A 12,572-nucleotide genomic window follows, 5' to 3' on the forward strand; every position below is an offset into this window, starting at 1 on the left:
AATTACTTCTCAGCCATTATCTATTATACATTTATTTTTATATTGTATTTTTCCATCTTGTAATATAGCGTCGCCCTTGGAAGCTTTAAGTGTTTTGCAGCTTCCGTCTTGTTGAAATTCAACTCCTCAAGGGTCTTTTGTATTATTCTTTTTTCTATTTTTTCAAGATATTCTTCCAAACCGATTTCGTGTCTCTTAATTTCATTTACATCTATAACTTTTTTGATTTCATCAACCTTTATATCTTGCATGTGGTGAGGCAGAAATTCTATTTCTATTTTATTTTTACCTCTTTGGGATGCATATATTACTGACCGCTGAATTACATTCCGAAGCTCTCTGACATTTCCCTCCCAATGATATTCAAAAAATATATTTAAAATATCATTGGGAATTTCTATGATATTTATACCCTGCTCCATACAAAATTCTTGTATAAATTTATTCGCCAAAAGGACTACATCTCCCTTTCTCTCTCTGAGAGGCGGTATATTGACTTGAAAAACATCAAGGCGGTAGTACAAGTCGCTGCGAAATTTCTCATCTTTGATTAATGCCCTTATATCTCTGTTGGTAGCAGAAATAATTCTCACGTCAATTTTTCTCGGATTATTTCCACCGACTCTTGTTACCACACCTTCCTCCAAAACTCTTAAAAGCTTTGGCTGAAGCTCTATGGGCATGTCTGCAATTTCATCAAGAAAAAGGCTTCCACCCTCAGCCTCTTCAAACTTTCCCTTTCTTCCAGCACTTCTAGCTCCGGTAAATGCTCCTGCTTCATATCCAAAAAGTTCACTTTCAAACAAATCCCTGGGTATGGCGCTGCAGTTAATAGGAATAAACTTTCCCTGCCTGCCGCTTTCGTAATGGATAGCTTTCGCAAACAGTTCTTTTCCTGTTCCGCTCTCTCCCTTCAGCAAAACGTTTAAAGGTGATTTTGATATATTCTTGCACAGATTAATTATTTCAATAAAGTTAGCATTGTTGCTTATAATTTTTGAAAAATACGCCTCTCCAGCAGATTTGATTTTTGAATATTCCTTTTCCAGTTTCAGCAGATTTGATTGTGTTTTATTAAGAAGTTCGCTCAACTTGAAGATTTCTGTTATGTCTCGGTCTATAACCAGCGCACCCATCATATTGCCGCCCTTGTCTTCAAGCGGTACTGCACTTGATACAACAAAGCTGTTTTCCCTTGGATTATTATAAATATTATGGAATGATGTCCTGCTTTCAAGAACCCTAGGAAGAATAGCGTTTGGAAAAAATTCTCTAATATCTTTGCCAATAATATTGTTTCTAAGAACTCCGAAGTATTCCTCTGCCATTTTATTAAAAAAAATTACTTTTCCGCTCATATCAACAATAGTTATTGAATCCGGAATATTATCAAATATATATTCAAATATTTCTTTGTCGTGCTTGTTAAAACTATGCTCAAAGGTCATAAAACCACCTGCAATCTCATGATAAGCTAGACATTTGTACTGTTATCATTTTGAATTTTTTCGTAATATTCTTCTATGAATAGATTATTCAAATTCCAAACATTTTTGAAATTCTCATATTCTTTTACCGCCTTCGGGTTGCCTTTGCCTGTTTTTACGGCACGTATCAGTATGTTCTTGGGCGTATGCTCCATTGCTATAAATTCCATTAGCTGAACTTTATACCCCTTCGTTTCCAAAAATAAACTTCTAAGCGAATCCGTTACAAGGGATGAAACTCTTTCTTTTATCAGACCGTGTTTAAGCATGGGCTCAAGGTGTTTATTCTCTATTTTATCATAAAACTCATGCTGGCAGCATGGAACGGACAAAATTATATCCGTATTCCAATTAACAGCTTTAGCCAATGCTGCATCAGTTGCGGTATCGCAGGCATGGAGAGTTACTATCATGTCAACATCAGATTTATATTGGAAATTTTGTATATCTCCGTAAATAAATTCAAGATTTCCGTACTCAAGTTTTTTTGCCGTACGATTGCAAAATTCTATAACTTCATCCTTTAAATCCAGTCCGATGATTTTAACATTGATTTTTCTTATAAAATAGAAATAATAATATAAGGCAAATGTCAGGTATGCCTTGCCGCAGCCAAAATCTATAATCATGAAATCATCCTTGATATTTTTTCCTTTCAAGGAATCATCAACTATTTCCAAAAATTTATTTATCTGCCTGAACTTATCGTATTTCTTCGCATATACTTTTCCGTCATTTGTCATAACTCCCAAATTTATTAAAAAGTCACACGGTTCATTCTCATTGATTATATACTTCTTTTTCTTGTTGTGACTATCAATTTCCAATGTCTTTGTAGCTTCCTTTTCAATAACTTTCACTCTTCCTTTTTTGCTCACCATGAGCTGAAAATCCGCATCTTCAGTGAACAAATTTATATTGCGATACTCATTTATTATTAAATTAACCATCTCGCCGGCAGCCTGCTCGTATGCAAGGTTATCGTGAAAAGCTTGTTTTTCGGTAAATTTCTCAAATTGAATTATATTTTCATTTTTAATGGAAATGGGTCTTGCGATTATTTTTTTGTATGGGTTTTCTGATTTGTTTCTTGGAGTTGTAAAAACACAGTATATGAACTTGTTTTCATCCAGGCTGCTTTCAATTATTTCTTGTATGTTCAAAATATCACCCTTCTCGGTATCAACAGACCTCTCAGAGACGTTCCTAAAAGAACCGTCCCCGAGAGGTCCAATGTCCAAATTATTTATAGCTGCTCTTTAATTGCACTATTCTGTTAAACACCAGTGTTTTATCTGTAGTGTCCCTGTCAATTATAAAATATCCGTGTCTCATGAACTGGAACCTGTCACCTACATTTCTTTCTCTCATTGAAGGCTCGACTTTACAATTATTAAGAATTATCTTGGAATTTGGATTTAATTTCTCTAAAAAGTTTGTCTTGTCATAATCCTGATCTTCCATCATATAATCGTACAGTCTTACTTCTGCATCAATACTGTGCCTTGCCGATACCCAGTGAATTGTTCCTTTAACCTTTCTTCCCTTAAATCCTGATCCGCTTCTGGTTTCCGGATCATATGTACAGTGAATTTCTGTTATGTTTCCATCAGCATCCTTAACAAAATCCTCGCACCTTACAAAATAAGCATTTCTCAGTCTAACTTCGTTTCCCGGGAACAGTCTGTAATATTTTTTCGGAGGATTTTCCATAAAGTCTTCTCTTTCTATGTACAATTCCCTGCAGAAAGGCACCATACGGGTTCCCATTTCAGGATTATCGGGATTATTTTCGGATTCCATGTATTCAACTTCATCCTCTGGATAGTTGGTAATAATCAGCTTTAATGGATTCAAAACCGCCATTGTTCTGGGAGCTTTCATGCTGAGATCATCTCTAACCGCGTGCTCAAGCATAGCTATATCTACTACGCTCTGGGCTTTTGAAACCCCTATGGCTTCACAGAAATTTTGTATAGCTTCAGGAGTGTAACCTCTCCTCCTCAAAGCTGCCACGGTAGGCATTCTCGGATCATCCCACCCGTCTACATAGTCTTCTTCCACCATTTGTTTCAGGTATCTTTTACCCATCATTGTCTTTGTTAAAAACAGCTTGGCAAATTCAATCTGTTTCGTAGGAGCAGCCTTAAAATCGTCAAGATTACTCAGAACCCAGTCATAAAATGGTCTGTGATCCTCAAATTCAAGCGTGCATATTGAATGTGTTATTCCTTCAATTGCATCCTCCACGGGATGGGCATAGTCATACATAGGATATATGCACCATTCATCCTTTGTGTTGTGGTGATCCTCATGGAGTATTCTGTAAATAACAGGATCTCTCATGTTTATATTCGGACTTGCCATATCGATCTTTGCTCTGAGAACTTTTTCGCCGTTTCCATATTCCCCATTCTTCATTTTAGAGAATAGTTCAAGATTTTCTTCAATTTCTCTGTTTCTGTATGGGCTTTCCTTTCCCGGTTCTGTAAGTGTACCTCTGTACTCCCTTATTTCATCAGCTGATAAATCGTCAACATAGGCTAGCCCTTTTTTTATCAGTTCAACAGCATAATCATACATTTTGCCAAAATAATCAGAAGCAAAAAATATTCTTTCTTTCCAGTCTGGGCATAACCATTTAACATCTTTTATTATAGATTCAACAAATGAGTCATCTTCCTTTGTTGGGTTTGTGTCATCAAATCTCAAGTTAAAAATACCGTTGTTTTTCTTTGCAAGGCTGTAATTAAGGCATATTGACTTTGCGTGGCCGACATGAAGATAACCGTTTGGCTCCGGAGGAAATCTAGTATGTACCCTGTCTCCGTATGTTTTATTTTCAAGGTCTTCATTAATTATTTTTTGTATGAAATTAACCGATTCCCTGTTTTCAGTATTGTTATCGCTCATTTCTTCCTCCTTGTAATATATTAATTAACCTTATTTATAAATTGTAATTTCTCTTTATTATACTTAATGGCAATATTTATTTCAAGCTAAAAATTCCAATTATGCTTATTATAACCCTATTTACAAATAAAAATTAGAGAACAGCGTTTGCTGTTCTCTAATTTTTATTTGTATTATTTATTGTAATCATAAAAGCCTTTACCTGTTTTTCTTCCAAGCAGATTTGCTCTTACCATTTTGCGAAGCAACGGATGCGGTCTGTATTTTGGATCACCAAATTCGTTATACAATACTTCCATTATTGCCAGGCATACATCTAAGCCTACTAAATCTCCCAACTCAAGCGGCCCCATAGGATGGTTGGCTCCAAGTCTCATAGCTGCATCAATTTCTTCCTTAGTTGCAACGCCATCAGCCAGTATACCAACACCTTCATTAACCAAAGGAATAAGTATTCTGTTAACAACAAATCCAGGAGCTTCATCAACACTTACAGGAGTTTTGCCTATATTTTTCGACAGTTCAACTATAGCACTGTGGACTTCTTCTTCCGTAACTTTTCCTTTTATTACTTCAACTAACTTCATAACAGGAACCGGATTAAAGAAATGCATTCCTATAACATTTCCTGGTCTTTTACATTTAGATGCAATTTCTGTTATTGACAGTGAAGATGTGTTGGTTGATAATATAGCATCTTCATTTGCAACTGCCTCAATTTCTGCAAATACCTTATGCTTTATTTCCATATCTTCTGCTATTGCTTCAATAAACAAATCAGCATCCTTGCATTCAGCATAATCAGTAACCTTAGTTATGTTTGCCAATGTTGCATCCATAGCGGACTGTTCCATTCTGCCTTTTGCAACCAATTTAGCCAGCCCTTTGCCTATTGTATCTTCTAAGCTATCATATGATTTCCCTTGTCTTCCCTTAACTACAACCGGATATCCTGCCTGTGCAAAGGTTTGTATAATACCTTTTGCCATCGTTCCTGTTCCTGCAACGCAAATTTTCTTAATCTCCATTTAATCCTCCTAAATATTCATTTTTTGCCTGAAATTATTATAGCATTCAATTTTATTAAATGCAATAATTACAATTGATGTTTTTAGCATTCCTTCAATTGATATAATTTTAAAATCTGCTCATAATATATAAGCAGATCGCTAATTTTTTTTGCTTTCTGCTTGCTTAACTGTTATATTATATTTATAAAATATTGTATTTAATGGTGACTTATGTGGAAAAAACTATTTGTATTTATATCAAATTTAGCATCCAGAATTAAAGATGATAATATTTTTTCTTTCAGCGCTCAATTTTCATACTACATCGTACTGGGAATATTTCCGTTTCTCATTATGGCTATGTCAATGATGTGCAATTTCAGCAGCTACATATATTATATATTAGACTCCGCGGAAAAAATATTTCCAGCCGATGCATACAGTATCATATCAAATGTAGTTCACAGCACCTTAGACAGCTGCTCTAAGCCTGTTTTCTCAGCCAGCCTTATTGTTATCTTATGGTCTGCTACAGCGGGAAGCGCATCGATAATCAACGGTATAAACAGAGCCTACGGCTTCACCATAAAAAACAACTATCTGTTTATGAGGATACAGGGAATTGTATTTACGGTAGCATTAATGTTCATCACCATGGTAATATTTACTCTCATAGTTCTGGGGAAGGAAATTATTTTGCTACTTAAAAGCATTAATTTATTTTCTGAGCTTATTTTACCAACTATCGATGTATTCAGATACCTGATGCCTATTCTTATGATGTTTTTTATATTTTCGGCGGCGTACAAGTTTCTTACATATGAAAAGGTGAAATTTTCATTTGTCTTTCCGGGATCTGTATTTTCAACAGCAGGTTTCATATTGGGATCAATGATTTTTTCAAATTATATAAGCACAAAGGCAAAATATTATAATTTTATTTACGGAAATTTATCCGGTGTGATAGTATTTTTAATTTGGGTTTTTATACTTTCGGCAATATTCCTGACCGGAGCAGAAATAAACGGCCTGCTGGTAAGGATGAATAGAAAAAAATCAGATGTATTTAAAAATAAGCCATAGCACAAGACATTTATGATTTTATTGATACTAATATAAAATATCCTGATTTTTTATCAGCTGTTTCACAATTGCCGAACAGGCTCTTTAATTTTGTCTTTGTGCTCGGAGCTCCCTGCTTTTTTTGTATAACCACATAAAGTTTCCCGCCGGGATTTAAGTGATCGTACGCGCCTTCGTAAAATGAGAATACCACATCTTTTCCTGCCCTGATTGGAGGGTTAGTAACCACCATGTCAAACTTATCAGTTATATTTTCAAATACTGACGAGCTTAATACTCTCACTCTGTTTTCAACATTGTTTTCTCTCGCATTCATTTTGCAGAGCTCAAGTGCTCTTTCGTTAACATCCGACATAGTTACTGTAGATTTTCCCAAAAAATTTGCAAGGACAATACCTACGGGCCCATAACCGCATCCAAGGTCCAATATATGTCCGTCAAATTCTTTATTTTCCTTTATTACTGTTTCAGCAAGAAGCATCGAGCCAAAATCCATTCCATTTTTTGAAAATACGCTGTTACTTGTATTGAAATAAAATCTTTTCTCGCCTATGTTCCAGTCAAATCTATATAATTCCTTTTCTGTTGACGGATTTTTTGTAAAATACTGTTCCATACTTCCTCCTTGTAATGATAGTTTATTATAGCTTATTTTTACCTATTATTAAAGAATAATTAAAATAAAAATGAGATTTCCTCAAAACGTATTACACCGTCTTACTAGGAAATCTCATCAATTAATTCAAACCCGAACAGGGAGTCATTTTATGCGTCCCAATTATGTTTTAAAGCAGCGTCAATGAAGCTTAACAGGTTCATTGTACGGTTCTTTATGCGGATTTGTTTAACAATTAATTAGCTTTTACGCAATTTTCTTTTAATTTTTCCAAAAATGCTTTTTCTACAGTATCATATACTTCATATTCTTTTTCTTTTCCTTCAAATTCCGGAACATATAAAGCCGTTTCATATTTCGGAGCCTCATAAGCAACAGATTTTGCATTCAGCAGTTCTGCCAGCTTCTCAAACATATGCATGTTTGACATACCCGTAAGCGGTTTTATAGCTTCAACAACATTTTTAACTGTTCCGTCCGCACTTGTTATTGTGCCGCTGCTTTCAGCAATACTGCAAAGAGGAAGAACATATTCCGCAGCTTTTGTTGTGTCATTTTCCATTATATCAACTGCCGCGAAGAATTTCAATCCTTCTGCTGCCTTCTTAAGCTCAGGTACATTGCCTATTATGTCTTCACCTATTACAACAAGGCCTTTTATTTCATTGTTTATGAGGGCATCCTTAACCGCTTTTCCTGAAGTTCTGAATCCTAAGTTCCAAGCTCCCTGACTGTTTGCTTTTGCCTTAAGAACTATAAGACCTCTGTGAGGTTTATCTTTATTGCCCATCAATACTGTTATGTCAGCCAAAATCTTAAGAGCCTTGCTGCCAATAGTATTCTCATCGGCTACTATAACAGGTTTTTTAGATTTCTTGATGCTTTCAGCAACTTCCTCAGCGGATTTGTTCTGTTCAAGTTTATCAATTGAACTAAGAAGCTCTTCTCCGTTTGCGAAGCCTTTTACAGCTTCTTTCTTGATTGTTCCGTTTTCAATCAAAGCTTTGAGAACAGCTGCAAAGAAAAGTTCATATTCCTTAACATCTGCCTTCTTTGCCCAATTTTCCGCCTTTGTTTTTACCGTTGATGCCGATATAACAGGCTTTGAAACAGACAATCTTCTAAGTTTCATTCCAGCTGCAGGATGATGTTCATACAATTGTCCTGCTGAAATTATCAAGTCAGCTGCATCCAACTCGTTCAAAGTTACATTTGATTTGTTTTCTCCAAGCACAGTTTCAATTCCCGGTTCAGAATCTATTGTAAACGAACCCATGTACTCAGTACCCAACTCAGTTGCAACGTAACTAAGCTTCTTGAGCTCTTCATTGGTAAGTTTAGGAGAAACTACAAATGCCACCTGATTCTCTCCGTACATGTTTTGTACATTTCTTAAGCGTTTAGCAATCTCATATAAAGCAGTATCCAACGATACAGATGTCTGCTCACCCTTAACTCTTGCTTTAGCTTCAAGCAGTCTATTTTCGTTATTAATATGCTCAATTCCGAATTTTCCCTTACCACACATAGGAATTTCATTTTCCTTAGGGCTTGAAGCCTTGTATACTACATTGTCTTTATGCTCGTAAACCACTTCGCATCCTACTGAGCAGTAACTGCATACTGATTTTGTCTCAGTTAAATCAAGTGGTATTTCTTTTATATTTTCTCTTCTGTCAAGCCAAGCACCTGTTGGACACACATCTATACACTGTCCGCAGGATATACAACTTGTAAGCTTTAAGCCTTGTTCGTATGCCGGAGCAACGAAAGTTTCATTTCCTCTTTCAACAAAGCCTAGAGCCGACGCCCCAACAACCTCGTTGCAAGTTCTCACACACAATCCGCATAGCACGCATTTGTCAACATTCTGTGAAATGAACGGATGATCTGTTTCATGGAATTTCTTTTCATTATCAGCATGGTATTTCACAGTATCAACTTCATATTTCTTAATATAATCTACAAGCTGACACTCAAAGTAATCCTTACAGCCGCATTCGAGACATCTTGAACCTTCTTTAACTGCCTCTTCTTCTGTCATTGTAGGAAGTATTGGCTGGAAGTTGAATTTTCTTATCTCAGGCTCAACTGTTCTGTGCTCTACCCTTGGAACTACTTCTCTGTCCTTGAAATCTTCTTTTGTAACTTCAGTGTATACAAGAGGAATATCTTTGTAAGGAATAATCGCGCCGTCCAGGTAGCTGCTGATAACTCCTGCAGCTTGCTGTCCCTGAGCAATTGCATCTATTGCTATTTTAGGTCCTGTTGCAGCGTCTCCGCCTGCAAACACTCCTCTGATATTTGTTTCAAAAGTTCCTTCATTTATTACGATATTTTTCTTCTTGCCCTGTGCAACATCGATTTTTCCGCAGTCAACTTCCTGGCCTATTGCAGCGATTACAGTATCGGCTTCAAACACCACGAATTCACCAGTTGGCTCAGGTCTTTGTCTTCCGGATGCATCTTTCTCCCCCAGAACCATTTTTTCGCACTTCAACCCTGTTACTTTTCCGTCACTTTCCACAAGTACAGGTGCGGACAAAAATGAAAATATAACGCCCTCTTCTTTTGCTTCCTTAATTTCTAATTCTTCTGCAGGCATTTGAGCTTCAGTTCTTCTGTAAACAACTCTTACCTCTTCCGCTCCAAGACGTATGCTTGTTCTTGCAACGTCCATTGCAGTATTTCCACCGCCTACTACTATTACTTTTTTCCCTATCTTAACAGGGTTGTTTTGTGCAACCTTTATTAAGAAATCAATTCCTCCCAATACTCCGGGAGTATCTTCTCCTTCGCATCTCATTGATGAGCTTTTCCATGCCCCTATACCTAAAAATACTGCATCATATTTTTCCTGAAGGTATTCTAATGATATGTCTTCTCCTATTTTTACACCATAGTTTATTTTGGCGCCCATTTCTTCAATTACCGCAACTTCTGCATCAACTACATTTTTCGGCAGTCGATATTCAGGTATTCCATATCTCAGCATTCCGCCAGGCTTTTCCATAGCTTCAAAAATTTCTACGTCATGCCCGTCTCTAAGCAAGAAATATGAAGCAGACAGTCCTGCAGGACCTGCCCCAACAACTGCAACTTTTTTACCTGTAGAAGGTTTAAGACTTGGTATATATACATCATCAGAATTCAAATCATAATCCGCAGCAAATGTCTTTATGCATGCTATTGATACAGGTTCTTCTACATGTTGTCTCCTGCATGCCTTTTCGCAAGGATGGGGACATACCCTTCCTATACTTGCCGGCATCGGAAGCTTTTCTTTTATTAATTTCAACGCTTCCTTCGGCTGCCTATTTGCAACCAACCCAACATATCCCTGAACATCAGTGTTAGCCGGACAGTTTAAGGTACAAGGAGCCTTGCAGTCGCCTATATGCTGTGACACAAGAAGATTTAAAGCAGTGTTTCTCGCTTCGATAACCTTCTTAGTATCGCTTCTTACCACAAGTCCGTTTGAAACGGGTGTAGCACAGGCTCTTGCTGTTTTTGGCTGTCCTTCTATTTCAATCAAGCACAATCCGCAGCCTGCGTATACTTCCAGTCTTTCGTCAAAACACAGGTGCGGGATTTCTATATTGTTTTCCAAAGCCGCCTGTAATACAGTCTTCCCAGCTTCGGCCGTTACTTCTTTTCCGTTTATATTAAGTTTAACTATAGCCACGTTAGCTCCTCCCTTTTAGTTCTTCTCCACAGCGCCGAATCTACATACGCTGTAGCAATTACCGCATTTTATACATAATTCCTGATTGATGACATGAGGATTCTTAACAGTGCCATCGATAGCATTAACCGGACATTTTCTGGAGCATAAAGTACATCCCGTACATTTATCCTTGTCAATCTCAAAGGTCAACAATGCCTTGCAGTGCTTAGCCGGGCATTTTTTATCCACAACATGGGCAATATATTCATCTTTGAAATATCTCAGTGTTGATAGAACTGGATTAGGAGCGGTCTGTCCAAGCCCGCACAGCGATGAATCTTTTACGCTTTGAGCCAAGCTTTCAAGTTCTTCCAAATCCTCCATTGTTCCTTTTCCGGACGTTATCTTTTCCAATATTGAAAGCATTCTTTTTGTGCCGACTCTACATGGAGTACATTTGCCGCATGATTCGTCTACGGTAAATTCCAGGAAGAATCTAGCTATATCAACCATACAGTTGTCTTCATCCATTACGATCATTCCGCCTGAGCCCATCATTGAGCCTACTGCCATAAGAGTTTCATACTCTATTGGAGTATCAAGGTGATCCTTAGTCAGACATCCTCCTGAAGGTCCTCCTGTCTGCACAGCTTTAAACTCCTTGCCGTTTGGACATCCGCCTCCGATATCGTAAATTACTTCTCTCAATGTAGTTCCCATAGGAACTTCAACAAGACCCGTGTTCTTAATTTTGCCGCCCAATGCAAACACTTTTGTTCCCGGTGATTTTTCAGTACCGAAACTTCTAAACCACTCCGGTCCGTTATACACAATTTGAGGAATGTTAGCCAGTGTTTCAACATTGTTTATTACAGATGGTTTTCCCCAAAGACCTTTGTTTGCAGGGAATGGAGGTTTTACTCTAGACATACCTCTTTTACCTTCTATTGACTGCATCAGCGCTGTTTCCTCTCCGCAAACAAACGCTCCGGCTCCAAGTCTGGTTTCAATATCAAAGTCAAATCCGGACTCAAATATATTCTTACCAAGAAGTCCAAGCTCTCTTGCTTGACTAATAGCTATTTCAAGTCTTTTTACAGCTACCGGATATTCAGCTCTTACATATATAAATCCCTTTGTAGCACCTATGGCATAGCCAGCAATAGCCATTGCCTCAAGCACAGCGTGAGGGTCACCTTCAAGAACGCTTCTGTCCATGAACGCACCTGGATCGCCTTCATCCGCATTGCAGATGATGTATTTTTGATCCGCTTTATTGGGAGCAGCAAAGCTCCATTTCACACCTGTAGGAAATCCGGCTCCGCCTCTTCCTCTCAATCCTCCGTTTTTCATTAATGTAATAACTTCCGACGGAGTCATTTCGGTTAAAGCTTTTCCAAGACCCATGTAGCCATCTTTAGCTATATATTCATATATGTTTTCAGGATTAATGATTCCGCAGTTTCTGAGAGCTACTCTTTTTTGTTTCTTATAGAACTCACTGTCCATAAGCGATGTTTTTTCCGCAGTATTTTCTGCTTCTTTTTCCATCAGCTCGTCAATTATATATTTTGCTTTATCAGGAGTGACATGTGTATATGTTACCTTTTCTTTATCAGGCACATATACTTCAACTATAGGCTCGTATGTGCACATGCCTATGCATCCTGTCTGAACAACTTTAACATTGTTCAAATTATTATCTTCTGTTTCTTTTACCAGCGTATCTAAAACAGGTTTAGCCCCGGCTGATATACCACAGGTTGCCATTCCGACAACTATTCTTATTTCTTTAT

At 37.3% G+C, this 12,572-nt stretch carries 8 protein-coding genes; 1 reads left to right on the forward strand and 7 read right to left on the reverse strand.

Annotated features, from left to right (window positions below):
- Positions 1-23 precede the first annotated feature (23 nt).
- From ACS3UD_RS09815 to ACS3UD_RS09830, 4 genes are all read right to left on the reverse strand, one after another.
- Positions 24-1,448 (reverse strand): sigma-54 interaction domain-containing protein, encoded by a 1,425-nt coding sequence (locus ACS3UD_RS09815; protein WP_308139782.1) that lies wholly within the window; start codon positions 1,446-1,448, stop codon positions 24-26.
- Positions 1,449-1,474: 26 nt separating this feature from the next.
- Complete coding sequence (locus ACS3UD_RS09820) at positions 1,475-2,650, reverse strand: class I SAM-dependent methyltransferase (protein ID WP_308139781.1); 1,176 nt, start codon at positions 2,648-2,650, stop codon at positions 1,475-1,477.
- 79 nt (positions 2,651-2,729) lie between these two features.
- Entirely contained in the window at positions 2,730-4,400 is a 1,671-nt protein-coding gene (locus ACS3UD_RS09825) for a glutamine--tRNA ligase/YqeY domain fusion protein (protein ID WP_308139780.1), read from the reverse strand.
- A 173-nt stretch (positions 4,401-4,573) separates the two neighbouring features.
- Positions 4,574-5,428, reverse strand: a complete 855-nt coding sequence (locus tag ACS3UD_RS09830; protein WP_308139779.1) for a 3-hydroxybutyryl-CoA dehydrogenase — start codon at positions 5,426-5,428, stop codon at positions 4,574-4,576.
- Between the two features lie 213 nt (positions 5,429-5,641).
- Here ACS3UD_RS09830 and ACS3UD_RS09835 point away from each other — a divergent pair, with 213 nt between their 5' ends.
- Positions 5,642-6,493 (forward strand): YihY/virulence factor BrkB family protein, encoded by an 852-nt coding sequence (locus ACS3UD_RS09835; protein ID WP_308139778.1) that lies wholly within the window; start codon positions 5,642-5,644, stop codon positions 6,491-6,493.
- Between the two features lie 10 nt (positions 6,494-6,503).
- On the opposite strand, the gene ACS3UD_RS09840 is transcribed toward ACS3UD_RS09835, so the two are convergent.
- The 3 genes from ACS3UD_RS09840 to ACS3UD_RS09850 all read right to left on the reverse strand — a co-directional run bounded on the left by ACS3UD_RS09840 (position 6,504) and on the right by ACS3UD_RS09850 (position 12,546).
- Positions 6,504-7,109, reverse strand: coding sequence for a class I SAM-dependent methyltransferase (locus tag ACS3UD_RS09840; protein ID WP_308139777.1), 606 nt, complete (start codon positions 7,107-7,109; stop codon positions 6,504-6,506).
- 235 nt (positions 7,110-7,344) lie between these two features.
- Positions 7,345-10,794: an FAD-dependent oxidoreductase gene (locus tag ACS3UD_RS09845; protein WP_308139776.1), complete on the reverse strand. Its 3,450-nt coding sequence runs from the start codon at positions 10,792-10,794 to the stop codon at positions 7,345-7,347.
- A gap of 15 nt (positions 10,795-10,809) precedes the next feature.
- Positions 10,810-12,546, reverse strand: coding sequence for an NADH-quinone oxidoreductase subunit NuoF (locus ACS3UD_RS09850; RefSeq protein WP_308140095.1), 1,737 nt, complete (start codon positions 12,544-12,546; stop codon positions 10,810-10,812).
- Positions 12,547-12,572 lie beyond the last annotated feature (26 nt).

Source organism: Sedimentibacter sp. LTW-03, assembly GCF_052059825.1.
In the GTDB taxonomy this organism is placed as follows: domain Bacteria; phylum Bacillota; class Clostridia; order Tissierellales; family Sedimentibacteraceae; genus Sedimentibacter.